This is a genomic window from Streptomyces sp. NPDC029138, assembly GCF_055564375.1.
Window position 1 is genome coordinate 32,208 of sequence record NZ_JBVHWM010000028.1, and the last position, 26,526, is coordinate 58,733.

Below are 26,526 nucleotides of genomic sequence, written 5' to 3' on the forward strand. Positions count from 1 at the left end.
ATGAAGCTCCACGGCGAGTTCGGCAGCGGGGGCCGGTCAGCCCAGCGCATTCATCCGGAGCTCTTGGTGTCCATACCGGGCCGGGCGGCGCCGTGGCTGTGTTGGCCACCCGACCGGGGTCCTCAGGGGCCCGCCACGAGTTCGGGATGCTCGTGGTCGCAGGTCTCGTCGATGTCGTAGGTGTCCCAGGTGGGGAACGGGTCCGTTGGCGGCAGTCTCTCGTCGCCAGTCATGAGGCGATCGGTCATTGCCGCGTGCAGGGCGTCCGCGTGCAGGTGCGTGCCGATGAAAACCAGTTCCTGGCACTCGGGGCTGGTCGGTGTCGCGTGCAGCTGCCCTTGGAGCGCAGGATCTGTCCGTATGCGCCGCTGTCGAGTTCCTCGGTCACGAACGTCCACAACCGGCACGGATGAACGGTAGTTCGGAGCGGAAGACGGTGGAGGAGATGCCGTACTCCTCCGTCTCGGGTATGTGGTCGCCGTTGAGTTCCCTCACCCGGCCGGGGGCTGTTGGGCGCGTTCCAGGTCGAACAGACGGGTGCCCAGCACGTCTCCCACCTTCACGCGGCCGCGGACGGCCGGGACGAGGCGTGCGGCGGGGTCGAGGCGGGTGAGTGTCGCCCGCAGCCGGTCGGCCGACTCCCTGTCCACGAGGTCGAGCTTGTTCAGGACGATGACGTCGGCGAACTCGATCTGGTCCACGAGCAGCTCGCTGACGGTGCGTTCGTCGTCCTCGTACTGGTCCAGGCCGCGCTCGACGAGTTCGTCGCCGCTTGCCGGCTCGGGCAGGAAGTTCGCGGCGTCCACGACCGTGACCATGGTGTCGAGGCGGGCGAGGTCGCCGAGGGTGGCGCCGTCGTCGCGGGCGAAGGCGAAGGTCGCGGCGACCGGCATGGGTTCGGAGATGCCGGACGACTCGATGAGCAGGTAGTCGAAGCGGCCCTCGCGGGCCAGCCGGTCGACCTCCTGAAGCAGGTCGTCGCGCAGGGTGCAGCAGATGCAGCCGTTGGTCATCCCGACCAGGCGTTCCTCCGGTGCGCGACAGGGCCGCCTCGCCGCCCCGCACCAGGGCGGCGTCGAACGCCGGTTCCGGCAGTCGGCGGTCTCGGCCGGCAGTGTTCAGCAGTCCCGGAACTCCGGTGACTGGTTGAGGATCTGCGCGCGCAGGGAGGTGAAGCGGATGTGGGTGGCGCCGCCGCGTGCCTCGGGGTGGAAGGCGGCGACGCGGTGGCAGTTCTGGAAGGCGAGGGCGATGCCGAAGTGCCGTTCCAGGCTGCCGCGGATGGCGTCGCTGGACAGGGCGCGCAGGAGCTGGCCGCGCTCCTTCTCGGAGGGCGGAGGGGTCTGGTTGTCGGCGAACTCCGCCGTGCCGGACCGCAGTTCCTCGGCGAGGCGGGCGATGAGGTTCCCGGAGGCTCCGTCGCGGCCTCAAGGCGGCGGCCGGCGTCGGCACGGTGACCGGGAGGTGCTGGCTGCGAGCGTGTTCGCATCTGGCTGCACCTGGCAGCAATTGCCGTCGGCGTCGTTCGGGCCGTCGCGTGCCACGGCCCATCGACGCTTCGCCGAATGGACGAAGGCCAGGGTGTGGGCCAAGCTCCACCGCCTGGTCCTCGACGAGCTGGACTGGTCCCGCTGCGCGATCGACTCGGTGAACATGCGGGCCTTGAAAAGGGGGACCTGACAGGTCCGAATCCTGTGGACCGGGGCAAGTACGGCTCGAAGATCCACTTGATCACCGAGTGGACCGGTCTGCCCCCGTCCGTCAGGATCTCGGGGGCGAACCTCCACGACAGACAGGCGCTGATCCCGCTGGTGAAGGGCATACCGCCGATCCGCTCCCGGCGCGGACGCCGACGGCGCAGACCGGGCAAGCTCCACGCCGACAAGGGATACGACTACGACCACCTGCGGCGATGGTTACGGCAGCGCGGGATCACCCACCGTATCGTCCGCAAGGGAATTGAGTCCTCGCAACGGCTGGGCCGCCACAGGTGGACCATCGAACGCACCATGTCCGGGCTCGCACCCGGTCTCCTGGGTGCTGCTGGCTCCCGGGCCCGACCTCGATGCCCGTGGGGCCGCGACCGGAACCGGGGACCGTGCTGCCGGGCTGTGGTTCAGGCGTCGATGATGACGGGGATGATGAGGGGCTTGCGGCGGTGGGTGCGGAACGCCCAGTTCGCCACGGCGCGGGCGAGGAGTTGTTCGAGTTGGCGTGCGTCCCCGACGCCTTCCTCGGCCGCGGTGGCCAGGGTCTTCTCGATGACGGGGATGACCGGCTCGAAAGTGGTGTCGTCGTGGACGAAGCCGCGGGCCAGGAAGTCGGGGGCCTCGGCGAGCGCGCCGGTGTCCGCGTCGACGATCGCCACCACGGTGACCACGCCTTCGGCGGCGAGGGTGAGACGGTCCTTGAGGGACGCCTCGGTGGCGCCGCCGACTTCCATGCCGTCCACGTAGACGTTGCCGGCGGGGACCTTGCCGGTGATGGACGCGCGTCCGTCGACGAGGTCGACGACGACGCCGTCCTCGGCGATGACGACCCGGTCGGGGTCGACACCGGTACGGATGGCGAGGTCGCCGTTGGCCCGCAGGTGGCGCCATTCGCCGTGCACGGGCATGACGTTGCGCGGTTTGACGATGTTGTAGCAGTAGACGAGTTCGCCGGCGCTGGCGTGCCCGGAGACGTGCACCTTGGCGTTGCCCTTGTGGACCACGTGGGCGCCCCACCGGGTGAGTCCGTTGATCACCCGGTAGATGGCGTTCTCGTTGCCGGGGATGAGGGAGCTGGCGAGCAGGACGGTGTCGTCCTTGCCGATGCGGATCATGTGGTCGCGGTTGGCCATCCGTGACAGCGCGGCCATCGGTTCGCCCTGGGAGCCGGTGCACACCAGAGTGACCTTGTGGTCCGGGAGCTTCTCCAGCTCTTTCGTGCTCACGACCAGACCGGATGGCACCTTCAGATACCCCAGGTCACGGGCGATGCCCATGTTGCGGACCATCGACCGGCCGACGAAGGCGACCTTGCGGCCGTGCTGGTGGGCGGCGTCCAGGACCTGCTGGATGCGGTGCACGTGGCTGGCGAAGCTGGAGACGATGACCCGGCGCGGCGCGGTGCGCATCACCTGCTCGATCGCCGGGTTCAGTTCACGCTCGGAGGTGGTGAAGCCGGGTACTTCGGCGTTGGTGGAGTCGGTGAGGAACAGGTCCACGCCCTCCTCGCCGAGGCGGGCGAAGGCGCGCAGATCGGTGATCCGGTCATCGAGAGGGAACTGGTCCATCTTGAAGTCGCCGGTGTGCAGCACCATCCCGGCCCGGGTGCGGATCGCGACCGCGAGGCTGTCGGGGATGGAGTGGTTGACAGCCACGAATTCGCAGTCGAAGGGCCCGAAGCCGCGCCGGTCGCCCTCCCGCACCCGCACGGTGCGCGGCCGGATGCCGTGTTCCTTGAGCTTGGCCTCCAGGAACGCCAGCGTCAGCTTGGAGCCGACGACGGGAATGTCGGACCGCTCGCGCAGCAGGTACGGAACGCCACCGATGTGGTCCTCGTGACCGTGGGTGAGGACCACCGCCACGATGTCGTCCAGCCGGTCCCGGATCGAGGTGAAGTCCGGCAGGATCACGTCCACGCCGGGCTGGGTCTCCTCGGGAAACAGCACGCCGCAGTCGACGATCAGCAGCTTGCCCGCGTGCTCGAAGACGGTCATGTTGCGGCCGATCTCACCCAGGCCGCCCAGGGCGATGACCCGCAGCCCTCCTTCGGGAAGGGGCGGGGCGGCTTTCAGTTCGGGGTGTGGATGACTCATACCCTGACGGTACCCGGAGAGTGGGGCAGGGTGATCCATTGCCTGCGGGATCTGAGCGCTCGATACGACCCACCGCCGACGACGTACTGCCGCTCGTCGACCGCTGGCCGGGGAGGGTGCGTTGCTGATGCCGAGGGGTCTGTCTCGACAGGGGCTTGCCGACCAGGCGCCGTCACTGTTCTGACCGTCCGTGCGGTCGGTGCCAACTACGCGATGAGCCGTCGGGTCGGAAGGTGAACGAGCGTGACCGGTACGTCCTCCGCCCCGTGTACCCGCCGACGTCGGCCGACAGGGGAGGCGGTCCTTGGAGTGGACACGCACCGGGACGCTCATGTGGCCACCGCGCTCTCAGTGGTGGGGGAAGTGATCGGCACCGAGGTTTTCCCGGCCAGCGGGAGCGGAGGGGGCCGGTTCCATCGGGGCGGCCCTGGCCCGCTGCATGCTGGCCCAGGACGTGGAACGACGTGAACCGGCCTGCCCGACGCATGAGATCTATGACCGAAGTGTCCAGTCACGGGCTTGTCGACTGTCGCTGCGGGATGGTGCCTGCTGTCACCGAGCCACAGGGCGTGTCCCAATAGGGGCCTTGCCGACGATCAGGCGCCATCACGGTTGAGACCGCCCGAGCAGTCCGGTGCCATCCACCCCACCCAGCACTTCACCACCGGGAGGCGACCCACCATGACGAGTCCTTTCCGGCCACAGCGGCCGGCTGCTCGTCTGGGCCCGCAAGCTGGGGACGGTACGCCGGGCCGGCGTGGAGGGCACCGGCACCTTCGGAGCGGGCTTGTCCCGCTACCTCCTGGCTCAGCACGTCCAGGTGTACGAAGTGAACCGGCCCGACCGCACGGCCCGCCGGTTGCTCGGCAAGTCGGACCCGATCGACGCACAGGCCGCCGCGCGGGCCGTGCTGAGCGGTCGCGCCCGGGCCCGGGCCAAGTCCGGCGACGGTCCGGTGCACAGCGCCCGGATGTTCAAGCTCGCCAAGGACTCCGCGGTCAAGGCCCGCACCCAGGCGATCAACCAGCTCAAAGCCGTCCTGGTCATCGCCGACCCCGCCCTGCGGGAGCGGTTGTCGAGCTTGGGCAACGCCGAGCTGATCCGCACCTGTGCGCGCCTCACCCCGCCCGACGGTGGGGAAGACGAGGACGTGGTCGCCCAGGCCACCCACATGACGTTGCGCATGCTGGCCGAGCGCATCGAACAGCTCACCGCGCAGATCGATGAGCTGAACCCAACGCCTGACCCGGCTCGTCGAACGCCACGCCCCGCAGCTGCTGGCACCAGTGGGCATCGGCCCGGACAGCGCCGCCACCCTGCTGATCACGATGGGAGACAATCCCGAGCGGCTGGGCACTGAGGCGTCGTTCGCTGCGTTGTGCGGGGTCAGCCCGGTCGAGTATTCGTCGGGCTGGCGGAGCACGCGTCGGCTCAACTACGGCGGCGACCGCCGGGCCAACGCGGCCCTGCACCGCATCGTGTTCACCCGGCTGCGCTTCGAGCCCCGTACCCAGGCGTACTACGAACGCCGCACCCAGGAGGGCAAGACCCGACGTGAGATCATCCGGTGCCTCAAGCGATATGCCGCCCGCGAGGTGTTCAACCTGGTCCGGACGGCGTCCAGCGCCCCCTCGTCATAGGGGCGTCTGAGACGTGAGAGGGTCTGGGGCGTGAGTGAGACACCCCCGAACACCCTGCAATACCGCTTTGACGGGCCAAAAGAGGCCCCGGTCCTGATCCCGGGTCCCTCACTGGGTACCACATGGCACAGGTAGGCGAAACCGTCTCTTGGCGTCCACATGGTCTAGATCGATGCCGTTCACGCGGGTGGGGCCTTTGTGGTCCATGTGCGTCGACGGGGTTGGTGACAGCAACGTGACACGTGATGGTCGCTGAGGCCCCCGCCGGGCAGGTGCTGGGGGGTGCCTCAGCGTTCCTCAGTGGCAAGGTCCGCTCCTCGATGCCGCTGCGGCGTCTGCGAACGCCTCGATTGCCCGCAGCGGGCGGCGCCGCCACCGGCAAGGTGATCGGTTCCCTGCACCGGCGCCACCGAGCCGTGGAGTTCAAGAAGTTCCTGGCCAAGCTCGACAAGGAAGTCCCTGCCGGGCTCGACGTCCACCTCATCCTGGACAACTACGTCACTCACAAGACACCCGCCATCAAGAAGTGGCTGCTGGCACACCCGCGTTTCCGTCTGCACTTCACACCGACGAACCGCTCCGTCCAAGCCCTCGAACGCGACATCCGAAACTGGCACGCCGACTGGAACGAGCACCCCAGGCCCTTCGCATGGACCAAGACCGCCGACGAGATCCTCGACAAAGTGGCCGCCTACTGCCGACGAATCTCTGACTCAGGTCACTGGATTCTCAGGTGCTTTGGAACGAGCTCACCGCGATGGCACCCGAGCAAGCTCGCCGGCAGGTCGACACCGCGCGCACCAGCGTCGACTTCTTCCTGCCACATCGGTTGATAGTGCCGATCCTCCAGTTCTCCTCAGCACGGCCGGCGTCCTCTGCGCTCTGTGCCCGCTTTGGTATCGGGCCGTGGTCGCAGCGACTGATGAATGGGCGGCAGCCGTCCGCGCACTGGTCAACCTGGGGCGCCACCCATTGGCTCAAGCCATGGGCCTTGACCTGCCACAGGACATCGCAGAAGAGAGAGAAATGTGGCGGATGGTCTCTCGGATGTCCCGTTCCCGGTTCCACGACCGAGCTGTCGCTTTGAACCGCTTCCGCTCCCCGCCTGGCATGGGCGAGCCTCGGTGAACGACCGCCCGGCGACGACGGGAGTCAGCGCTGGCATCTGTGGGCGAGTTGCGTCTCCCGGATGCGACTTCTCGTCCGACGTGGACGTGGAGGCGGGCCGAACAGCTGCTCGCAGGATCGTCTCGCGGTGGTCCCAGGCGGGTGGACGAGGTGCCCGTACACGTCGACCGTAGTTTTGATCAGTCGCGTCGACCCCGCGCCCCCGCGGGGATGCTCCGCGGATGGTGATGGTGATCGCTCCTGCGGGGCCGTCGACCCCGCGCGCTCAGGACTACTACGAGCGCCGATCAAGGAGGGTAAGTCCCGTCGCGAAATCGTCCCTTGCCTCAAGCGCTACGCGGCCCGGGAGGTCTTCCACCTGGTCGGACAGCTGCAGCCAGGACCCCGCTCATAGGGGCCGTCGTGACAGCACTGGTGATGGGGCGAGGCCGCGCCGGGGAGCACTCTGTCGGGGTCTCCGTCGGGAGCCGTGAGACGGCCGACCCATCATCACGAACGCACTGAACGCACAGGTGGCAGCTTCGGCTGACTGCGGCCCACCGCACTGGGCCATCCGGCCGCACGGCCGGATGGTCGACAACAGGTCACGCTTGGTGTTCTCGTGCGCCCGCAGCCAGAGTCCCCGAACCGCCAGTCTGGCAGCGCGCTAGAAACAAGCATCCGCCGCGCCTGTCGTCGACCCTCCGTGAGGCGCCTACGGCGTCGTTGCGGCTGCTACGGCGCCGGAGTCGAACTGGTTGATCGCTGATTGGGCGGTGTCGTGGGACGTGGAGAAGATGCCCGCGTCTTGCTTCGCTGCGGCGGAGGCCAACGTCACGGGCTGACCGATCGGGACATAGTTGGCACCGTCGTAGGAGTACGAGGCGCTGAACGAGGTGCCTGATCGGGTGAGCTTCACCCAGATGGGGCGGTAGATGTCGACGCTGGCGCGGGCGTCGGTGTCCAGGTACCCGTCGCCGTTGCTGTCCCACTCGAACACGACGCCGTTGCGGGCGGTAACCGCGACGACGGCGTACCCGGCCGACTCTCCCGCCTTGGTCATGTCGTTGCGGACCATGACCCCGGACTTGGCCCAGGCGTTGGCGTCGTTGACCGACACTACCCGGGTAGACACGCTCGAGTCGGCGTGAAACGAACCGGCCCGGTAGATCGATCCGAACTGGTCGTCGAGTTGACCGCCGGCGCCCCACACGTCGGCGCCGGCCGCCGCGATCCCGAAACTTTCACCACTCTGGCCGAAGTACGAGCTGACGGCCGAGCCTCCGGCAGTGGCGAGGCCGGGTGCGACCGGTGCATGAACCGCGCACCCGCTGAAGCCGAACTGGTTCGCGTTCAGCGACGTCCGGTACTTCGGGGCGACGCCCGCCTGGCAGATCACGTCTCGTGCGCCCCCGGGCCAGTTGACGTCGGCGACCTTCACGTTGTTGATCAGCTTGTTGTTGTGCGCCTCAGCGTTCGGCGTCGACGCTCCACCCGAGTTGTACCAGTTGTTCTGGATGACGTTGTCGCTGGTGTTGTTGCGGAGGCTGTACGCGTTGGTGAAGAGGAAGGAACCGCCTTGGACCACGTTGTTCTCGTACGTCATTGAGCGCGAGCCCTCGTCGAGGTAGAGGCCGACTCCTGAGATGTTGAACAGGTAGTTCCTGGCGACCACGGTCCCCGGGCTGGCGGAGAGGTTGTAGACCGATCCACCGTCGGCGAAGCGTGCCTTCGTGTTGTGCACGAGGTTGCCCTCGACGCGGTTGTCCCTGAGCGTGGTCGGCGTCGTGTAAAGCGTGTTCCACTTGTAGTAGCCGCGGTCGACGTAGTCGTTCGATCCCCCGGCGTCGTTGATGCCCCAACCGTAGCCGGTGTCGATGCCGTCATAGGGGACGTTGGAGACCTCGTTGTGCAGGATGCGGGCATTGGTGACGTAAGTGCTGAAGATGCCGCTGTTGTCCTTGTAGTCCACCGCCACGCGATTGATCGTGTTGTCGGAGATCAGGATGTCCCGGTTGGTCATCCTCGGGTCGCTGGGGTGGTGTGCGTCAGGCAGCACGCCGCCGACCGCGATGCCGTGCCCGCTGTTCTCCATGAACCGGTTGCCGACCACGTCGATGTCGCTGGCGCCCAGCCCGACGCCGGTCGTCGTGGCGTTGGCGTCGTTTCCGACGCCCAGCGCCGACTGGCCGAGGTTGGTGAACGTGTTGCCGGTGAACGAGATGCGGCTGGCAGCGGAGACCTGCACGGCGGCGGGCTCCTGGTACCAACTGGTGCGCGCTCGCTCGAACATCTCGCATCCGCGCGAGCAGCTGGTGAAGGCGTCAGCAGGGCGGTAGTCGTAGGTGCCCTTGATGAAGAGGCCGTTCTGCTGGTCCGCATACCCGTCGGTCGAGGGGCCGAGCCAGGAGGTTCCGGAGAACTGGATGCCCTTGAAGGCAAGGCCGGTCACCGGCTTGCCGTACGTCCCGCCGATGCTGATCAGTGTCTCCAGGCGGGGCAGCTCGATGTCGAGCCGGTTGGGGTCGACCCCGTTCGCCGGCTTGTAGTAGAGCTTGCCGGCGCCTGGATCTATGTACCACTGGCCGACCTGGGTGAGGAAGCTCAGTGAGTTGTCCAGGTACCAGCTCGGACCGGCCAGGAACGAGTTCTGGACGGTGTCCCAGCCCCACGTGTTGTTGTCCCACGCCGGCTGTGCCATCGTGATCTCGGTGGCACTGATGCTCTGAACCGGTGAGTAGCGGTTCGTGAAGTCGCCGAGGGACTCGAACTCGATGCGTCCCTGGTCGGGGAGCGTGGCGAGGTAGCTCAGGGCCGGGTTCTTGATGGTGAGACCGGTTGCCGTGGGAGTGACGTCCGCGTTGGCCAGGCGGATGGCGGCGCGCGGAGCGATCACGCCGTTCACGTAGAGCTGGCGGGTGTCGAGGCCGCTGGGGGTATCCGCCTCCCAGATGCCTGACCCTGCCTCGGACTTGGACCAGCCGGTGACCTTCGAGGCGCCAGTGATGACGGGGTGAGCGTCCGGGGCGGCGTTCCAGTGGATGGTGTGGTCGCCGCCGTCGTTGCCGGGTCCGAACCGGAGAGGCTCGGAGAGGCGGTAGGTGCCGTCGGCAAGCTGAACGCTCACGTCACCATGTTTGGCGGCCGGGCCGACCACATGCTGAGCCTGCTCGAGCGAGCACGGCTGCGACTGGCTGCAGCGTCCGGAGTCCTTGCCGTCCGGCGCTGCGAAGTACACCGTCCGAGGCGCGGCTTGTGCGTGCATGGGAATGAGCGCTGATGCGATGACGGCGCAGACGCCGAGCGCTGCCAGGGTGCTCGCCCTGCGCCTCCATCGTCTGCTTACCGAGCGTGTCGAGTCTGACGTCGATGTCATGTTCGATCGCTTCCTGTGACTGAGGCATTGATGCCCGCCACAGAGTTAGCATACGTATGATGTTTGCGACAAGATTCGTATGATGTTTACTTGTGCCCTTGAGCGCTAGCTTGTGCGGGTGGGGTCAGGGACGAGTCCTGTGAAGTGCAGTTCCTCCCAGAGCGCCTCTGGGATCACGGCCCGATACCGCGCGATATTGCTTCGCACGTGTTCCTGAGTGCGCATCCCTGTCACCACCGAGGTGACCGCGGGATGGCGCAGCGGGTATTGAACGGCGGCCATGGGAAGCTCCACGCCGTGTCGCTCACAGGCGGCGGCAATGCGGGCGGCACGTTCGACGACGGCCCGCGGCGCTGCCCTGTAGTCGTAGGTCGCCGAGCCGTCCACGGTCGTACTGCTCAGTAGTCCGGAGTTGTAGACCGCCGCGGCGACGACGCCGACGCCGCGGGCGCTGGCGACGGGTAGCAGGTCGTCCAGTGCCGATTGATCAAGAAGAGTGAATCGCCCGGCGACCATCACCACGTCGACGTCGGTCTGCCTCACGAACTCGGCCAGCATCGCCGCCTGGTTCATGCCGGCGCCAATGGCGCCGACGACGCCCTGGTCCCGAAGCTCGGCCAGAGTGGCGATCCCGCTCGACGATGCCGGACCCCAATGGTCGTCCGGATCGTGCAGGTAGGCGATGTCGAGTCGGTCCGTCCCGAGCCGAGCTAGTGACTCCTCCACGGAGCGAAGGATCCCGTCGCGGCTGAAGTCCCAGACGCGCCTCTTCGTCGCTGGCACGATGAACCCGTCGTCGTCGAGCCGGTGACTCATGTCCGGGCTGTCCACGAGCAGGCGCCCGACCTTGGAGGAGATGGTCACGCCTTGCCGAATGGCCGCGTGCAGGGCGTCCCCCAGGCGGCGTTCGGAGAGCCCGAGGCCGTAATGCGGGGCGGTGTCGAAGTAGCGGATCCCTTCCTCGACTGCGGCTTTGACGGCGCGATGCGACTCGTCGTCGGTCGTCTCGGTGAACAGGTTGCCGAACTGGGCTGCACCCAGGCCCAACTCCGTGAGCTGGTGCCCGGTTCGCAGTCCTCGGGTCGGCAGCGTCTCTTCCGTGGATGCGTGGTCGCGCGGTGGTTGCTTGCTGGTCACGAGACCGACTATAACGGCGACAGCATACGTATTATGTTTCTTGTGGGCCGCGCAGTGCTGTGGGCCGGTGCGGCCTGCGACAGAACGAGGAGGAGCCGATCGGCATGTTGGCAGCAAGTTACGTAGGCGCGCGCACGATGACGGTGGAGCAGCGGGAACCAGCCGAGCCGCGTGCGGGGCAGGTCCAAGTCGCCGTGGCTTACGTCGGAATCTGCGGCACGGACCTCCACGTGTTCCACGGGGACATGGACGGTCGGGTCAGCAAGTCGGCGACGATCGGACACGAGATGTCAGGCACGATCGTCGCCCTCGGCGCCGGCGTGGAGGGCTGGTCGGTGGGTGATGCGGTGACCGTCATGCCGCTGGCCTGGGACGGCACCTGTCCGGCCTGCCGTGCTGGTAACGAGCACATCTGCCAGAACCTGGACTTCATCGGCATCGACAGCCCGGGAGCCCTTCAGGAGCGCTGGAATGTGCCGGCGTCGACACTCGTGCGGCTGCCCTCGGAGATCTCGCTGCGAGACGCAGCGCTCGTGGAGCCCGTCGCGGTGGCCGTTCACGACGTACGGCGTTCCGAACTCGTCGCAGGCGGCAAGGCGGTCGTTATCGGTGCGGGCCCGATCGGCGTTTTGATCGCGATCGTCGCTGCCGCGTTCGGTGCCGAGGTCGTGATCGCCGAGATCGACCCGACCCGGCGGGCCGCCGCCGAGGAGATGGGGCTGACGACGCTGGACCCCTCGTCGGTCGATCAGGTCGCCTGGGTGGAGGAGTGGACGGACGGCGCCGGAGCGGACGTCGTGTTCGAAGTCTCCGGCTCGGCCGCTGCCGTGCTCGGCGCCACCAGCTTGGCGAAGGTCCGTGGCACGCTCGTGGTGGTGGCCATCCACTCGCAACCGCGGCCCATTGACCTGCACCGCGTGTTCTGGCGGGAGTTGAGGTTGCTCGGAGCACGGGTCTACCAGCGCCACGACTTCGAGCGCGCCATCGAACTCTTGGCCGAGGGCGCCATCCCGGCCCAGAAGCTCATCACGGGCATCGTGCCCCTGAATGAGCTCGAATCGGCCTTCGGTGTCCTCGAGGCCGGGCAGGCCATGAAGCTGCTCGTCGAGGTGAGCGCGTCTTGAACCCGTTCGATCTGACCGGGCGCCTCGCCGTCGTGACGGGGGCCAAGCGTGGAATCGGGTTCGCCGTCGCCGAGGCTCTGGCCGCTGCCGGTGCCGACATCGTTGGACTCTCCGCCACCCTCGATCCGGCGTCATCGGCGATCGGCGACCGCGTGCGCCAGCTCGGCCGCGAATTCTCGGGACACCGCGTCGACTTCGCGGACCGGCGGCAGGTGATCCGGATCGCCGAGGAACTCGCCGCAGGCGAGCGCCCTGTGGACATCCTGGTCAACAACGCCGGGACCATCCGCCGGGCTCCCGCCGCCGAGCACCCTCTGGAATGGTTCGACGAGGTGCTCGAAGTCGATCTCACGAGCACGTTCGTGCTCAGCCAGGTTCTCGGGCGGCGGATGCTGGATGCGCAGCACGGGCGCATCGTCTTCACCGCCTCCCTGCTCTCTTTCCAGGGCGGGATCAACGTGCCGGGCTACGCGGCGGCCAAGTCCGGCATGGCGGGACTGATCCGGGCGCTCTCGAACGAGTGGGCTGGATACGGTGTGACTGTCAACGGCATCGCACCGGGCTACATCGCGACCGACAACACCCAAGCGCTTCAGGACGACCCTGACCGGTCCCGCGCGATCCTCGAGCGGATACCGGCAGGGCGGTGGGGAACGGCGGAGGACCTTGCAGGCGCTGCCGTGTTCCTGGCCTCGGACGCCGCGCGCTACGTCTCCGGGACGATCCTGCCGGTCGACGGCGGCTGGCTTGGCCGATGAGGCTCTTCGAACGCCCGCCGGTGGTGACAACGCTCCGGCAGGAAGCGGTGAGGGCAGCCTGATAGGCGGGCACGTGCTGACCGTGGGGAGACGCTGGCGCTGTTCCGCGCCGCCGATGTCGGCGCCCCGCCGAGGTGACCGGCGCTCGCAGCGCGACTGGTGTGCGGGACAGCAACGTTGCCACGGGCCTCAGCCGGCTCGGCATTGAGGCGGTCGGGGTAGGACGAGTCGGCTCCAACGCCCTGGGTCGGCGGGTTGTTCGCGCCACCGGAGGGCAAGGTGTTCAACGCGAGCGTCACCGTCGATCCCGACGCGCCGACGTACCGGATGCGCCGGTTGCGGACGGGCTGACGACGCCCCGGGATTCGGCGGAGCCGGAATCGCAGGTGCCGGTGTGGCGTGAAGGGCTGGCCCGGCCAGCGCAGGCGGTGGACCACCAGCGCATTCTGCAGGCTCTCTCGGACCGCCTCCGGCTTGGCCAAGGATCGCTGACCTGCCCGGAGGCGGCCGCCGTGTTCCGCATGGACGTGGCGCCAGCGGGTGGAGCCGCTGCGGTCGTGGGCGAGGCGTCTGGTCACGCGAGGCCGGCTCGCCAAGGTGGCGCCGGGCCGGTTCACGCTTGCCCAGGGTGTCGCCGGGCAAGACCGCGAGTGCGCAGGAGGTGGGCGAAAGGGCCGCGGCGCCTCTCGCGGATCACCGCGCGCAAACCGGTCCTGGGACTCACCGGCCAGTGGTCGTGCCTACGGCGGCAGGACGCACAGATTCGGTCCCGCGGCGGGAAGCCGACGGACATCGCCCGCAAGTGATGCCGTCGACGAGGAGGCGAATCACTTCAGTACCGCCCGATGGCAGTGCCCCTCCGGCTGAGCGGCACAATCACCCCTCGGTGCGGCTGAGTTGAAGTCCACCGGCGTGAGCGCGTACAACGCGGCGACAGAGTCGCGGGATCTCAGTTGGTTTCGCGACCTCGAACTGCCAAAGGGCCCTGACTTCATGCCCGCAGCCGACGGCGCCCACCGAACAAGACCACCATTCGACGCGCACCTCTCCAGATCAGAACGACGTCAGCGACTCAGGTGATGACAAACATCATACGTATGCTCTAAGGTCCTGGCGCAGAGTCGTCAACGAAGTCGACAAGACAAGGACATCCCATGGTCGGAACCCGCACTGTGGTGCGTTCGCGCCGTAAGGCGTCGACCGTCGCCGTATTGTGCGCAGCAACGGCGCTCCTGACCCTCGCTGGTTGCGGCGGCGAAGGCAGCTCGGCGAACGGGTCGTACGGCTTTCCCGAAGCCAAGCAGGAGGCCTCCTCGACGATCACCGTCTGGGTGGACGCGGACCGACAGGCTGCCGCGAAGGCGTTCCAGACGGCGAACCCGGACACCAAGATCAAGGTCGTCACCTATGACGGGTCGGCCAACGGGTCCAACTCTTTCCGGACGAAGATGCAGCTCTTCGACCGCGCCGGTAGTGGCTGGCCCGACGTCGTCTTCTCCAGCCAGAACAACGACGCGGCATGGGCCAGCCAGAAGAGCGCCGGCAAGCAGGCGTTCGCGGCCGTGTTGGACAAGGGCCTGGTCCCGAAGGACACGCTCAGCAACTTCACCGAAGGCTCACTCAACCCCTGCACGGTGGACGGCCGCGTGTACTGCCTGCGCAACGACCTCGCCCAGGCGGTGCTCTGGTACGACAAGTCCCTGCTGGAGCAGTTCGGCTACGCCCTCCCGACCACGTGGGAGGAGTACCAGGCGCTCGGGGAGAAGGTCGCCAAGGAGCACCCCGGCTACATCATCGGGACGGCTGGGGATGCATGGACGCCCGAGGTGTTCATGTGGGCGAGCAAGTGCCAGGCCAATGACGTGCCCGGCCCCAAGTCCCTCACCGTGAAGACCGACTCGACCGAGTGCAAGCGGGCGGCCTCGATGCTCGACGCCCTCCGCCAGAACGGGACCGTTCCGGTGGTCAGCGTGTTCACTCCCGAGTTCTTGAAGAAGTACTCAGGCAAAGTGCTGATGATGCCGGGCCCGGCCTGGTACGCCGGCGCGATCTTCAACAACCCTCAGTCGCTCAACATGTCGGCCGGCCGGCTCGGCGTCGCCGCGCCGCTGCCGTGGAAGGGCGAGAGTGAGGCGGTGACGGGCAACGTGGGTGGCGGAACCTGGTTCATCTCCAGCCATTCGAAGAACTTGAAGGCCGCTGAGAAGTTCGTCCGGTTCGTTACCACGGCCGACGAGTATCAGGTCAATGTCGCACCGGGTTACCCGGCGTACGCGCCCGCCGCGCAGAAGTGGATCGCCAAGCAGGAGGCGAGCAAGTACTACGCCACCTCGCTGCAGCCGGTGGAGACCGCAGCGTCGCGAGTCTGGGATGGCTGGGGTTACCCCACATTCAGCCAGGAGGCGATATGGGCGAAGACGATGACCCCAGGGATCACGGGCGGCAAGTCGATCGTGGACCTGCTGCCGACCTGGCAGAAGGCGATCGAGAACCAGGCCGAGGTCAACGGATACAGGGTGAAGTGAAATGACCCTCGCTCCTCCGAGTGACCAGCCGACCGCTGACGCCTCAGGGCGTCGGCGGTCAGGCCGGGGTAGAGGCCGGCCAGCCGGCCGCGCCTTCGCTCGCAGTCCGATCGGCTACCTCTTCGTCTCGCCCTACGCGCTGCTCACCATCGCCTTCGGAATCGTCCCCTCGCTCTACGCAGTACTACTGGCCTTCACGAACGCCGACGGTGGATTCGCGGGCTTCGACAACTTCACCAAGGTCGTCGGTGACTTCCGGTTCTGGCCGGCCGTGTTGCACGTCACCACCTATCTCATCATCTGGCTCCTCGGGCTGGTCGTCTTCGTCGTCGGCCTGGCGTTGGTGGTCCACGCCGTCAGTGTGCGGTGGGTGAGCACGACCCTGCGCTTCGTCTACTACCTGCCCGGCGCGCTCGCGGGCGCGTCAAGCGTCCTGTTGTGGCTCTTCGTCCTCGATCCGACGGCGAGCCCGGTCAGCGGTCTGCTCAGCGCGATGGGGTTCGACAGCTTCGTGCAGGTGATCCAACCCGGCCATCTTCCGACGATCTTCGCGATCATCGCGTTCTGGACCGGAGCCGGCGGGTGGATCATCATCATGTACGGCGCCCTCAACAACATCAGCACCGAAGTGATCGAGGCCGCCCGCATCGACGGCGCGAACGCGGTCCAGATCGCGTTGCGGATCCAGCTTCCGATGCTGCGCAAGTGGGTTGCGTACATGGGCGTCATGTCGCTCGCGGCCGGCACCCAGCTTTTCGTCGAGCCACAGCTGCTCAGCCAGGCCAGCAACGCAGTGGTGCCCAACGACTACTCGCTCAACCAGCTGGCTTACCAGTACGCGTTCCAGCAGAACGACTTCAACGGTGCGGCCGCGATCTCGCTGATCCTGCTGGTCGTCGCACTCCTGCTGTCCTGGGTGTTCGTGACTCGCGGCGGCCTCTTCGAGAAGGAATGACCATGGCAGCACTCTCCGCCGGACGCCGCCGGCCGAGCCTCAGCGGGTGGAGCGGGCGGTCCATCGCCGGCGTCCTGCTCGTCGTCTTCGTCCTGTTCTTCGCCGTCCCGATCGTCTGGCTGCTCCTCGCGGTCACGAAATCCTCGAAGACGCTCGTCGTCGCCGACCCGTTCTCGCTCGGGTCGTGGTCGGACCTCGTCGCCAACTGGCATCAGCTGTTCGACTTCCAGGACGGTGCGGTGACGACCTGGATCGGGAACTCCGCGCTGTACGCGATCGGCGCTCTGGTGATCACGCTCTTCGTGAGCATCCCCGCCGGCTACGCGCTCGCGCTCACGGAGTTCAGACTTCGGCAGGCCCTGCTCGTGCTGACACTCGTCGTCATGCTGATCCCCAGCACCGCACTGGTACTGCCCATCTTCCTCGAGCTGAACAGCGTCGGGCTGATCGGAAGCCCGCTGTCGGTGATCCTGCCCATGTCGTTCTTCCCGTTCGGCGTCTATCTCACCTACATCTACTTCTCGACCAGCATCCCTCGTGACATCCTCGCCGCCGCGCGCATCGACGGCTGCAACGGGTTCCAGGTCTTCACCCGGGTCGCCCTTCCGCTGGCCGCCCCGATCGTCGCCCTGGTGGCGTTCTTCAGCTTTGTACAGAACTGGAACAACTTCTTCCTCCCGTTCGTGATGCTGCCCTCGAGCGACGGCTACCCGATCCAGGTCGGGCTCACCTCGCTTCTGGCGTCAACCCCGGCTTTCAATCCCAGCTCCGCTGGATCCGACTCCGTCCAGCTGCCCACCCTGGCGCTGGGGACGATCGTGTCGATCCTGCCTGTCCTGGTCGTCTTCCTGTTCTCCCAGCGATTCCTGGTCGCGGGCATGACAGCTGGAGGAACCAAGGAATGACCGCTCGCACATGCAAGGAGAACCACCGCCGATGAAGATCACCGGGTACCGCAGCCTGAACACCGTTCACGACTGGGGCAGAATCACCGGGGATGTCAACGGTGTCCAGCCCAGCCACGCCACGCCGGTCCCCGTCCTCGTCATCGAGACCGACACCGGCATCGAGGGAGTAGGCCTCGGGTCCCACGCCGAGATCGCCCGTGTCTTCCCCGCGATCGAGGGCGATGACCCGCGGTCGGTCGTGGCGCTCTACGACCGAATGCTCGACTGGGTGTTCAAGGCCGGTCACTCAGGATCCACCTTCGGCACCATCGGGGCCGTCGACATGGCCCTCTGGGACATCAAGGCCAAGGCCGCTGACGAGCCGCTCTGGCGGACCCTCGGAGCCCGCGAGCGCTTCGTCCCCGGGTACGCGTCCGGTCTTGAGTACGGCCTGACCGAGGACGAACTCGCCGACCTCTACACTCGGTTCGCGGACCGCGGGTTCAAGGCCGGCAAGCTCAAAGGCGGCCGCGACCTCGACCGCGACCTGCCCCGGCTGGAGATCATGCGCGACATTCTCAGCCGCAACTCCCGCCGTCCGGCGCTCATGTTCGACGCCAACGAGTCGTGGAACCATGCCCAGGCGGCCCGGTATGTCGCGGCCATCGAGCAGCGCATGGACCTCACCTGGGTGGAGGAACCGCTGCGCCGGTGGGATGCGGCCGGCATGGCCGCGCTGCGCGGGAAGGTGCGCGCGGCGATCGCAAGCGGCGAGAACCTGACCGGGCTGGAGCAGTACCGCCCCCTGCTGGACGCCAACGCGGTCGACATCGTGCAGGTCGGCAACGTGTGGGGGATCACCCACTTCCTCCGCGTTGCGACGCTCGCGCACGCCCACGATCTGCCGGTGAGTCCCGTCGCGTACAACGCGAACCCCGTGGCGCACGCCGCCGCCGCCGTGCCGAACCATCTGGCCTTCGAAGTCCAGGATCTTCTCTTTCCCGTCGGTCTCGACGTCGACCAGCAGTTCGACGACGGAGGCATCGTCCTGGGCGATCGCCCAGGCATCGGGATCGTGGTCGACGAGTCCCAGATGTCACCGGCCGGTGCTGTGACGCCCCGGCCCGCGGCGACCGGACCGCACATTCGGCCCGAGCGCGCTGCCCTGCGGCTGGTTGCCGAGCCGGACATGATGGATGACCCGTCGCACCGCGGAGGCCGACCCTCGTGACCCGTCGACCTGAGCGCAGGGCCTTCGTCGTGGGTGTGCGGCCCGAGAAGCGCGAGGAGTACCTGGCGCTGCACCGTGCCGTGTGGCCGAGCGTCGAGCGAAAGCTCACCGAGTGCAACGTGCGCAACTACAGCATCTTCATCTTCGGCGACATCCTGTTCGCCTACTACGAGTACGTCGGCGAGGACCACGAGGCGGACATGCGACGGATCGCCGAGGACCCGGCTTCGCAGGAATGGTGGACGCGCACCGACCCGTGCCAGGTGAGGATCGCCGAGGAGCGTGATCCCGGGGCGCTGTGGCAGCCTGTCGAGGAAGTGTGGCACCTCGCATGAATGCCGGTATTGACGCCCACGTACACCTGTGGGATCGAGCGGTGGACCCGCAGGACTGGATCGACGCGGAGACCATGGCGCCGATCGCCCGCGACTTCGGCGCCGCCGATCTGAGCGAGATGTTGGCCACGACCGGACTCGACCGTGCCGTGGTCGTGCAGTCGAGCAACAGCCTCGATGAGAGCATCCGGCTCGCCAAGCTGGACTCATCAGCCATCGCCGGCCTCGTCGCGTGGGTCGACCTCGCGGCGGAGGTCGGACCTCAGCTCGACCAGATCCGCAAGAACGCCGCTGTCCCCGTCGTCGGGGTGCGGCATCTGGCCCACATCGACCCGGACCCGCAGTGGATGATGCGCGAGGAGATCAGCGCTGGCCTCGCCGTACTCGAGCGTGAGGATCTCTGCTTCGACCTCGTCGTGCGTGAGTGGCAGCTCCCTCAGGCAACCCGCTTGGCCGCACGTCACGGCGGACTCCGCTTCGTGCTCGATCACCTGGGCGGTCCGCCCGAGCCCGGTCAGGACAGGAGCACGTGGGCATCGCGACTGCGGGAGTTCGCGCGGCAACCGAACGTCGTCGCGAAGGTCTCGGGACTCACGTCGGGCCTCGCCCCCGGATCATGGCGTGCAGCCGATCTCGCCGCCCCGGTGACGATCGCCCTGGGATCCTTCGGCCCTGAGCGCCTGCTCTACGGCTCCGACTGGCCGCTGGCTGAGCTCGGCGGGGGTGCGGCACCCTGGAAGTCCGCTCTGGAAGCCCTGCTCGACGGGCTTTCCGCCTCGGAACGCGCGCGTGTATTCGGCGGCAACGCTGCCGACGTCTACTCGCTCTCCTGATCGAGCGCCCGACCACGCGCCCGTGGCGCGTGGTCGGGCAGCCGGCGACGCTCCCACGAGACGTGGATGTGATCATGCATCGCCTTCTGGGCCGCCGCGACGTCCTTCCTTGAGATGGCATCGACGATCGCCGCGTGTTCCTTCAGCGTCAGTACGAACGCATCAGGCGGGTCGATGCCCTGGTAGCGGCTGGACTCCACGGCTCGCTTGTACAGATGCTTGGCGATGTTCTCCGCCAGCCGGTTGCCGGAGATCTCCATGAGCGCGTAGTGGAACACCACATCCGCCTGCCGGAAGGAATCCGTCTCGGACGCGCTTTCACGCATCGTGGTCAACGCGTTCTCCAGCCTCCTCAACTCATCTGCGCTGCGAGAACCGGCAACCGCGCCCGCCATCGCCGACTCGAGGCTCGCCCGCACGATCGTCAGCTCGTCAAGGACACCGAGCGTCTCATCGTTGTCGATCAACGCGGACAGCACCACCGGATCGAGCATGTTCCAGTAGCCCGGCGCCCGCACCTGGGTGCCGCGACCCTGGGAGACGATCACCAGGCCCTTCTCCTCGAGCCGCTTCACCGATTCACGTAGCACCGTGCGACTCACGCCGAAGTGTTCGCTCAGTGGACCCTCCGGGGGCAGCAACTCGCCTTCCTTCAACTGCCCCGTCACGATGAGGTCGACGAGTTCGGAAACGACTGCAACACCCAAGCGGCCGACGGGCAGCCGTCGCGGGAACAGCCGGGTTGCGGGCTGCGACTCGTTTGGCATACGTATGACCTTATCGCCTCAATCAATCTGCTGTCGAAGTGGTTCCTGGTCCACGACATGTCGTCGACGTTCAACGGCCGCGTCAGACGCGTTCACGACATACAACGTCGAAGTCTTCGGCAGCGGCATGTCACATCCGGGACTGCACTACGCCGGCCGCCGAAGTCCGCGCCTGGCCCTCATACGCCACGTCGAAGAGGTCAGCGGAAACGGCGTGATGTCCTGCCGGTATTTCGGCATCTCGCGGCAGGCGTACTACACCTGGTACCGCCGCTACCAGGCCGAGGGCGTCGAAGACCTGCGCACCCGCTCCAAAGCGCCCAAGAAGTGCCCGAACACGACGCATGTCGAGGTGGTCGGGAAGATCATCTACCTGCGGCAGAACTACCACTTCGGGCCCGAGAAGATCGCCATGTACCTCAAGCGATACCACGACGTCACCATCAGCAAGTCCGGCGTCTGGCGCATACTCAACCGCCTCGGCATGGGCCGCCTGCCGGCCTTTCCGCGCTACAAGCGCCACGACCGCCGATGGAAGCGGTACGAGAAGCAACTGCCCGACCACCGCGTGCAGATCGACGTGAAGTTCATCGAGCCGCTCACCTCGATGCCACAAGGGCGCCGCGGCGGGCGCAACAAATACTTCCAGTTCACGGCCATCCAGTTCCTCGACTACGTCGTCCTGCGGCTGCCGTTCCAGGCCGAGGTCCTTCAGACGGACAACGGCGCCGAGTTCCAGTCGGCGTTCCACTGGCACGTACTGGACAAGAGCTTTGCCCACACCTACATCAAGCCGCGGCCACGGCGGCCGGCTACGGTCGGCTGCTCGTCTGGGCCCGCAAGCTGGGGAGGGTGCGCCGGGCCGGTGTGGAGGGCACCGGTACCTTCGGAGCGGGCCTGTCCCGCTACCTGCTGGCTCAGCGCGTCCAGTTGTACGAGGTGAACCGGCCCGACCGCTCGGCCCGCCGGCTGCTGGGGAAGTCGGACCCGCTCGATGCGCAGGCTGCCGCGCGGGCCGTGCTCAGCGGTCGCGCTCGGGCCCGGGCAAAGGCCGGGGACGGTCCGGTGCAGAGCGCCCGGATGTTCAAACTCGCCAAAGACTCCGCGGTCAAGGCCCGCACCCAGGCGATCAACCAGCTCAAGGCCGTCCTGGTCATAGCGGACCCGCCCCTGCGGGAGCGGCTGTCCAGCCTGGGCAACCGCGAACTGTTACGCACCTGCGCGCGCCTCAACCCGCTCGATGGCGAACACAGCGGGTGCGAGGAGGACGCCGTGGCCCAGGCCACCCGCGTCACCCTGAGCCTGCTGGCCCAGCGCATCGAGCAGCTCACCGCACAGATCGATGAGCTGAACCGGCGTCTGACCCGGCTCGTCGAACACCACGCCCCGCAACTGCCCATCCCGGTGGGTATCGGCCCGGACGGCGCCGTCACTCTCCCGATCACCATGGGAGACAACCTTGAGCGGCTGAACACCGAGGCGTCCTTCGCCGCTCTGTTTCTCCTTGATCAGCGCGCCGTCGGTGTGCAGTGGCTCACCGGCCGACAGACGGGCCATGGCCTCGCGGAGTTTCGTCTCAGTGGCGGCGGACACCGGCATCAGGCGTCCTTCAGCGCGGCCTCCTGCCGTGCCCACACGCTGTGCCAGGTCTTCGGCGGCAGCACGTCACGCATGTGCTGGATGTGTTCGAAGAGCAGCAGCTGCTGGGGCAGCTGAGAGACGAAGACGACGGCGTTATCGCAGATCATGTACATCGCCGGAGCGACGTGGCAGAGCTTTCCGGGCACCGAGTGGGGAGAGTTGTGCGGGTCCTTGCAGTTGCTCACGCCCATGTCGAGCTCACCGTCGCGCAGTTCGGCGCCCCTGTTCCGGCGTGACACCGAGCGCGGAGGCGACCTCGAGTTCGCCGAGGCGTGCTTCATCCTCGGGCCGCACCAAGGTCGCCTTTCCGGTGACCTTGGCGAAGACCTTGGACTGGGCGCGGTTCATCGCGGCCCCCGCCAGTACGTGTGCGGTGGTGCCGTGAGCGTAGTGATGCTGGAAGACGCGGACACTGTGATCGTCGCCGGCCAGGTCGGTCAAGGTGCCGCCGAGCGCGACCACCCGGGTCGTCTTCGCGGTCTTCCGCAGACGCCGGACGTCATGGGGTCGTGAGACACCCTTTGGGAACGGACGGCCTACACCGCTGTGGCGCTCGGGCCAGTGCGTGAAGCGCCGGCCCGGGTCCTGGAACGCGGCCAGCGTGGCATCCATACGCACGCTCCGGCGGGACTCCACCGCAGTGAACAGCCACGGCTCGCAGTCGAACACCTCGCGCGTCAGCGCGTTGACCTCCACCAGGCGCAGGGGATGCGCGACTTCCGGGATGTCCCCACTTATTCTCACGCCTCGTTCGAAGACGATGCCGCCGAGTTGTTCGATGCTCTGCTCGAGGAAGGAATAGGACAGATTGCGCTCATGGATCTGACGAGAGCGGACATGGGGATCCCGGTGATGAAAGTGATCGTCCCGGAACTATCGTTCCCCTGAGGCAGGAGAGAAAGTGCCGGCGTATGTGTTTGTGGGACCGGTCCCAGGCCATCGCGCGGGCGGTGCCGTACCGGTCGGTGACCTGGGCCGTCGCCGCGTCCGGCTCGCCCCGGGTCTCCGGCTTGGCGAAGCGGAACTCCTTGCCGCGCCTCGGCGGTCGCCCGCCTTGGGGGTAGGACAGGGCGTACTACTTGAGCGAGGGCGTCGGCCGTCGCATGACGCGGTCGGAGTGCATCCGCCCCAACACCTCGACCGGGAGGCTGTCGAGGAGGTGGGCCATGCGCGGGGCGCCGTAGCCGGCGTCGAAGACGATGAGGATGTCGCGGTCGCCGAAGTGCCAGCGGCCCATCTCGATCAGGTCGACGATCACCCGGCGGACCTGTGCGGCGGTGACCTCGGCGACGTCATTGCCCGGCCCGAGACGCACGGCGTCCAGGAACTGGCACCAGGACGTCCGGCCCGATTCCAGGGCGGCGACGAACGAGTACGGCCAGCCGGGAATGAACTGGTCCGAGGACCGTCCGCTGCGGCCGTAGACGTGGCAGAACAAGTGGTCCGCGCTGGTCGGGGCGTCGGGGCGGAGCCAGTTGCTGACGTCGACGGCGAGGACCATGCGGCCGTCGGCGGCCTGCGGCATGGGCAGGCCCGTCAGAACCCGCCGCAGCCGGGGCACGTCCATGTTTCCGCTGTTCAGTGCGTCGTACATCGCGCCGTGCCCGCGCCGGTGCTCAGCCGCCAACGTCAGGTCCACCGGGGCCGTCACCGGTCCGTCCGCGCACAGCAACGCGTCGGTGAGGTCGAACAGTTCGTCCCCGCGCGCGGTCAGGCAGTCGAATACGTCCTCTCGGAAGCATGACGCTTTCGCGAACGCTTCCCCCGGCGGACTCACCTTCACGGCCTTCGTCGTGGTCACGTGCATCCTTGGTCGGAGCACATGATCAGACGAAGGCCGCCTCAGCGTCCGGAGAACACCAGGTGAGCGGCCTAGTTCGAGGAGCATTTCGACTCATCGATAGCCTGCATCACCATGATGCGCGCTTGGATCCTGCCGATGCCGCTTGTGCGCAGCGGCTCAGCCGTCGCGACTGGGTAGATGTTCAAGGGGAGCTCCGGCACAGCCGCAGCACTCCTGCTGGCATTCCTGGCGCTCGCCAGCGTGAACTCACCCCTGATCTTCCCGAGGTCGATAGGTGCACAGGAGGCACAACGCCGCAGCGCGGTCGACAGCCAACCCGTCGTCTTCTGGCGGCCGGGCTGCAAGTACTGCATACGACTGCGCATCTGGCTGGGCAGCAGCGCCCGCCACTAGCACTGGGTCAACATCTGGCGCGACCCGGCAGGAGCCGCAGCGGTGAGAGCAGCCAACGACGGCAACGAGATCGTGCAGACCGTCGTCGTGGCGGGCCAGCCACACACCAACCTCGATCCCGAATGGGTGCGCGAACAGCTCTCCCCTTCCGCGTGATCAAACACCGCACCCTACGGAGGCGCGCCTGCACACCCAAGCGCACGGAGGTTAAAAGACAAGCTCAGTGCGTCAGTGCGCCGCGCGATCGACTCGCGACGGCCGGGCGGTGGGTGCCGCGGCTGTGCTGGAGCGCAGTGAGATCGGGGGCGTCAACAGGATGTGCCGAGGCGGAGTGTCCGGCGAGGCGATACGTTCCACCAGCAGGGAAACGGCCTTCTCGCCCATCTCCTGGGCCGGTACGTCCGCCGCCGTGAGCGGCGGATGGAAGTCCTCGGCCCATGTCCTGGCCGCCACTCCGGTGATGGAGAAGTCGTACGGCACTTCGAGGCCTGTGTCCGCCAGCGCACGCTGGATGCCGGGCAGGGCGGCCTCGTTGATGGTGGTGATCGCGGTGAGGTCCGGATGGCTGCGCAGGAGCGCCTCGACGCATTCCTGGCCGGAGCGGGCATCGTCCCCGCAAGACACTTCGATGCCGTCGAGACCGCGTTCGGTCAGAGCCGTCTCGAAGCCCTCCCTGGCCCTGCGCGCGGGGCCGTAGCCGGCCGCGATGAGTTCCGGGGAACGGGTGACCAGAGCCACCCGGCGGTGCCCCAGATCGGCGAGGTGCCGCACGCAGTGCTGGATCAAGCCGGCGTAATCGACGTCGATCCAGGACATCTGCTGGTCGCCGGCTGTGTGCCCGATACCGACGAAGGGCAGCCCTGCCTTCTGCAGGCGGCCCACGCGAGGGTCCTCCAGGCGGATCTCCATCAGAATCACGCCGTCCACCCGGTACTCCGAGACCAGGCGCTCGAAGGAACGGTCGTGATCCCCGCCGGAGGAGGACAGCAGCACGTCCAGGTCCACCCGGGCGGCGGCGTCGACCACGCTGGCGACGAAGTCCAGCTGCATGTGCGTGAGCCGGTTGCCGGCCGGTGGGATAACGAGACCGATCGTCCGGGTCCGGCCCTCCTTGAGAGCCCTCGCCGCCGCGTTGGGGCGATATCCCAATTCGTCGATGACGTCTTGGATCCGTCTGCGGGTGCTGGGCGCGACGTGCCGCTTGCCGCTGAGCGCATACGACACAGTGCTACGTGACACGCCGGCGCGCCGGGCGATCTCCCCTATGTTCATGCGACTCCCCAAGAACCTGCCGGCCGGCCGGCAGGATACCTCGCGCTAATCGGTTCGCCGACGGGGCATGGAGTGGCGGGGAGGGGCGGAGCCGTCGCGGAGTCCGTCACCGATCCAGCTGCCGGCGAGGTGCCCGCCTCGCCTCGTGTCGGTGCCGTCAGCATGATCGCCGTTGTCGATGGAGTCATGGCGGCCGTGGCCAAGCGGCCGGGTCTCGTCTCATCGCGTCTTCCTCGGCTTCGGGGCTGTGGACGTGCGGCGCAAGGGTGATGAGTCCGCGGCGGCGGGCCGTGCATACGGCGGCGCAGCCACCCCCGAGGGACTCGTCATGGGTGGTGCCGGACGAGCGCCCTGGTGCCAGGCAGATGGCCTGCGCGCCGTGGGCCAGGGCGGCCAAAGAGTGCCCGAGTGTCATGAGTACGCGGGGAACTGCGTCGGGCTGCCGGGCACAGACACGCGTTCCGCGTCTCACGCGTTGCGGGAGGGCAGGTAGCGAATACGTAGCGAATCGATTCCATGCAAGCGCTTCGACGGGAAGCTACGACCGGCGGAGGGTGGGGTCAATGGCGTGCCACAAGACCAGGGCGGCTCCGACGCACGGGCCGAGGCCCGCCGCTTCGGCCCGTGCCATCGCACCGGCCCCTCATCACCCGGGGTTCGGTGGCTGCGTCCCTGTTCAGTGCCGTGGTGGTGGGTCGCCAGGGTGATCCGGGCCCGGCCGTCGGGCGAACCCACGCGATCCGCCGCGCCGCGCGGGCGGGAGGCGCACCACCACTTGCCCGCCGCCTCGCCGAACTTGCTCAAGCGCGCCGGTCGATGGTCGATCCGCAGGAATCGGCCATCGAATCGATTCCGCGACAAGAGTCGCGGAAGAAGGCTCCGCACCCTTGACAGCCCTGCGGAGTCGGGAGCACCGTCTCCCCCCGAAACCTCTCTGCA

General features: G+C 67.5%; 16 protein-coding genes and 8 pseudogenes. 15 read left to right on the forward strand and 9 right to left on the reverse strand.

Going from position 1 to position 26,526, the window contains the following annotated elements; all coding sequences use genetic code 11:
• Positions 1 to 122: 122 nt before the first annotated feature.
• Together ACZ4WH_RS22110 and ACZ4WH_RS22115 are read right to left on the reverse strand one after the other, a co-directional pair.
• Positions 123 to 1,125, reverse strand: a pseudogene (locus ACZ4WH_RS22110) (GTP-binding protein).
• Positions 1,119 to 1,364, reverse strand: a pseudogene (locus ACZ4WH_RS22115) (SCO5389 family protein); the annotation flags it as partial. The pseudogenes ACZ4WH_RS22115 and ACZ4WH_RS22110, both read right to left, overlap by 7 nt.
• Positions 1,365 to 1,407: 43 nt before the next feature.
• Here ACZ4WH_RS22115 and ACZ4WH_RS22120 point away from each other — a divergent pair.
• Positions 1,408 to 2,024 (forward strand): annotated as a pseudogene (locus ACZ4WH_RS22120) (IS5 family transposase); the annotation flags it as partial.
• A 92-nt stretch (positions 2,025 to 2,116) separates the two neighbouring features.
• Here the strand turns inward: ACZ4WH_RS22120 and ACZ4WH_RS22125 are convergent.
• A complete protein-coding gene (locus ACZ4WH_RS22125) occupies positions 2,117 to 3,802 on the reverse strand; it encodes a ribonuclease J (protein ID WP_468182944.1) in 1,686 nt (561 codons plus the stop codon).
• Between the two features lie 712 nt (positions 3,803 to 4,514).
• On the opposite strand from ACZ4WH_RS22125, the pseudogene ACZ4WH_RS22130 reads away from it, so the two are divergent.
• A pseudogene (locus ACZ4WH_RS22130) lies at positions 4,515 to 5,442 on the forward strand (IS110 family RNA-guided transposase); the annotation flags it as partial.
• Positions 5,443 to 5,753: 311 nt separating this feature from the next.
• Positions 5,754 to 6,275 (forward strand): annotated as a pseudogene (locus ACZ4WH_RS22135) (hypothetical protein); the annotation flags it as partial.
• A gap of 989 nt (positions 6,276 to 7,264) precedes the next feature.
• Here the strand turns inward: ACZ4WH_RS22135 and ACZ4WH_RS22140 are convergent.
• Both ACZ4WH_RS22140 and ACZ4WH_RS22145 read right to left on the reverse strand, forming a co-directional pair.
• Positions 7,265 to 9,676 (reverse strand): right-handed parallel beta-helix repeat-containing protein, encoded by a 2,412-nt coding sequence (locus tag ACZ4WH_RS22140; RefSeq protein WP_468182946.1) that lies wholly within the window; start codon positions 9,674 to 9,676, stop codon positions 7,265 to 7,267.
• Between the two features lie 354 nt (positions 9,677 to 10,030).
• Positions 10,031 to 11,014, reverse strand: a complete 984-nt coding sequence (locus ACZ4WH_RS22145; protein ID WP_468183022.1) for an aldo/keto reductase — start codon at positions 11,012 to 11,014, stop codon at positions 10,031 to 10,033.
• Positions 11,015 to 11,166: 152 nt separating this feature from the next.
• On the opposite strand from ACZ4WH_RS22145, the gene ACZ4WH_RS22150 reads away from it, so the two are divergent.
• The 8 genes from ACZ4WH_RS22150 (at position 11,167) to ACZ4WH_RS22185 (ending at position 19,710) form a co-directional block, all read left to right on the forward strand.
• Positions 11,167 to 12,186 (forward strand): zinc-dependent alcohol dehydrogenase, encoded by a 1,020-nt coding sequence (locus ACZ4WH_RS22150; RefSeq protein WP_468182948.1) that lies wholly within the window; start codon positions 11,167 to 11,169, stop codon positions 12,184 to 12,186.
• Complete coding sequence (locus tag ACZ4WH_RS22155) at positions 12,183 to 12,944, forward strand: SDR family oxidoreductase (protein WP_468182950.1); 762 nt, start codon at positions 12,183 to 12,185, stop codon at positions 12,942 to 12,944. The genes ACZ4WH_RS22150 and ACZ4WH_RS22155 overlap by 4 nt, the downstream gene beginning before the upstream one ends.
• Before the next feature lie 1,154 nt (positions 12,945 to 14,098).
• Positions 14,099 to 15,469 (forward strand): ABC transporter substrate-binding protein, encoded by a 1,371-nt coding sequence (locus tag ACZ4WH_RS22160; RefSeq protein WP_468182953.1) that lies wholly within the window; start codon positions 14,099 to 14,101, stop codon positions 15,467 to 15,469.
• 1 nt (position 15,470) lies between these two features.
• Positions 15,471 to 16,424 carry a carbohydrate ABC transporter permease gene (locus ACZ4WH_RS22165; RefSeq protein ID WP_468182955.1) on the forward strand — a complete coding sequence of 318 codons (954 nt, stop codon included), beginning with the start codon at positions 15,471 to 15,473 and terminating at the stop codon, positions 16,422 to 16,424.
• A 2-nt stretch (positions 16,425 to 16,426) separates the two neighbouring features.
• Positions 16,427 to 17,329 (forward strand): carbohydrate ABC transporter permease, encoded by a 903-nt coding sequence (locus ACZ4WH_RS22170; protein ID WP_468182957.1) that lies wholly within the window; start codon positions 16,427 to 16,429, stop codon positions 17,327 to 17,329.
• Between the two features lie 31 nt (positions 17,330 to 17,360).
• Positions 17,361 to 18,542, forward strand: a complete 1,182-nt coding sequence (locus ACZ4WH_RS22175; protein ID WP_468182959.1) for a mandelate racemase/muconate lactonizing enzyme family protein — start codon at positions 17,361 to 17,363, stop codon at positions 18,540 to 18,542.
• Positions 18,539 to 18,877 carry an L-rhamnose mutarotase gene (locus ACZ4WH_RS22180; RefSeq protein WP_468182961.1) on the forward strand — a complete coding sequence of 113 codons (339 nt, stop codon included), beginning with the start codon at positions 18,539 to 18,541 and terminating at the stop codon, positions 18,875 to 18,877. The genes ACZ4WH_RS22175 and ACZ4WH_RS22180 overlap by 4 nt, the downstream gene beginning before the upstream one ends.
• A complete protein-coding gene (locus ACZ4WH_RS22185; protein ID WP_468182963.1) occupies positions 18,874 to 19,710 on the forward strand; it encodes an amidohydrolase family protein in 837 nt (278 codons plus the stop codon). Before ACZ4WH_RS22180 ends, ACZ4WH_RS22185 begins: the two co-directional genes overlap by 4 nt.
• Here the strand turns inward: ACZ4WH_RS22185 and ACZ4WH_RS22190 are convergent.
• Entirely contained in the window at positions 19,695 to 20,477 is a 783-nt protein-coding gene (locus tag ACZ4WH_RS22190; RefSeq protein ID WP_468182965.1) for a FadR/GntR family transcriptional regulator, read from the reverse strand. The genes ACZ4WH_RS22185 and ACZ4WH_RS22190 overlap by 16 nt on opposite strands.
• 127 nt (positions 20,478 to 20,604) lie before the next feature.
• On the opposite strand from ACZ4WH_RS22190, the pseudogene ACZ4WH_RS22195 reads away from it, so the two are divergent.
• Together ACZ4WH_RS22195 and ACZ4WH_RS22200 are read left to right on the forward strand one after the other, a co-directional pair.
• Positions 20,605 to 21,285, forward strand: a pseudogene (locus tag ACZ4WH_RS22195) (helix-turn-helix domain-containing protein); the annotation flags it as partial.
• A 35-nt stretch (positions 21,286 to 21,320) separates the two neighbouring features.
• Entirely contained in the window at positions 21,321 to 22,193 is an 873-nt protein-coding gene (locus tag ACZ4WH_RS22200) for an IS110 family transposase (protein ID WP_468183024.1), read from the forward strand.
• 123 nt (positions 22,194 to 22,316) lie between these two features.
• On the opposite strand, the gene ACZ4WH_RS22205 is transcribed toward ACZ4WH_RS22200, so the two are convergent.
• Entirely contained in the window at positions 22,317 to 22,814 is a 498-nt protein-coding gene (locus ACZ4WH_RS22205; protein WP_468183034.1) for a hypothetical protein, read from the reverse strand.
• Between ACZ4WH_RS22205 and ACZ4WH_RS22210 the strand changes: the two genes are divergently transcribed.
• Positions 22,725 to 23,006, forward strand: a complete 282-nt coding sequence (locus tag ACZ4WH_RS22210) for a YcaO-like family protein (protein ID WP_468183026.1) — start codon at positions 22,725 to 22,727, stop codon at positions 23,004 to 23,006. The two genes, ACZ4WH_RS22205 and ACZ4WH_RS22210, sit on opposite strands and share 90 nt — an antisense overlap.
• A 30-nt stretch (positions 23,007 to 23,036) precedes the next feature.
• Here ACZ4WH_RS22210 and ACZ4WH_RS22215 read toward each other — a convergent pair.
• Positions 23,037 to 23,925: pseudogene (locus tag ACZ4WH_RS22215) on the reverse strand (transposase); the annotation flags it as partial.
• Between the two features lie 174 nt (positions 23,926 to 24,099).
• Here ACZ4WH_RS22215 and ACZ4WH_RS22220 point away from each other — a divergent pair.
• Positions 24,100 to 24,471, forward strand: a pseudogene (locus tag ACZ4WH_RS22220) (thioredoxin domain-containing protein).
• A 72-nt stretch (positions 24,472 to 24,543) separates the two neighbouring features.
• On the opposite strand, the gene ACZ4WH_RS22225 reads toward ACZ4WH_RS22220, so the two are convergent.
• Positions 24,544 to 25,587 carry a LacI family DNA-binding transcriptional regulator gene (locus ACZ4WH_RS22225; RefSeq protein ID WP_468182967.1) on the reverse strand — a complete coding sequence of 348 codons (1,044 nt, stop codon included), beginning with the start codon at positions 25,585 to 25,587 and terminating at the stop codon, positions 24,544 to 24,546.
• Between the last annotated feature and the right edge of the window lie 939 nt (positions 25,588 to 26,526).

Bases quoted from the DNA above. Each gene is read 5' to 3' on its own strand.
- ACZ4WH_RS22185 (WP_468182963.1), top strand. From the start codon at position 18,874: ATGAATGCCGGTATTGACGCCCACGTACACCTGTGGGATCGAGCGGTG.
- ACZ4WH_RS22175 (WP_468182959.1), top strand. From the start codon at position 17,361: ATGAAGATCACCGGGTACCGCAGCCTGAACACCGTTCACGACTGGGGC.
- ACZ4WH_RS22165 (WP_468182955.1), top strand. From the start codon at position 15,471: ATGACCCTCGCTCCTCCGAGTGACCAGCCGACCGCTGACGCCTCAGGG.
- ACZ4WH_RS22160 (WP_468182953.1), top strand. From the start codon at position 14,099: ATGGTCGGAACCCGCACTGTGGTGCGTTCGCGCCGTAAGGCGTCGACC.
- ACZ4WH_RS22170 (WP_468182957.1), top strand. From the start codon at position 16,427: ATGGCAGCACTCTCCGCCGGACGCCGCCGGCCGAGCCTCAGCGGGTGG.
- ACZ4WH_RS22190 (WP_468182965.1), bottom strand. From the start codon at position 20,477: ATGCCAAACGAGTCGCAGCCCGCAACCCGGCTGTTCCCGCGACGGCTG.
- ACZ4WH_RS22125 (WP_468182944.1), bottom strand. From the start codon at position 3,802: ATGAGTCATCCACACCCCGAACTGAAAGCCGCCCCGCCCCTTCCCGAA.
- ACZ4WH_RS22225 (WP_468182967.1), bottom strand. From the start codon at position 25,587: ATGAACATAGGGGAGATCGCCCGGCGCGCCGGCGTGTCACGTAGCACT.
- ACZ4WH_RS22150 (WP_468182948.1), top strand. From the start codon at position 11,167: ATGTTGGCAGCAAGTTACGTAGGCGCGCGCACGATGACGGTGGAGCAG.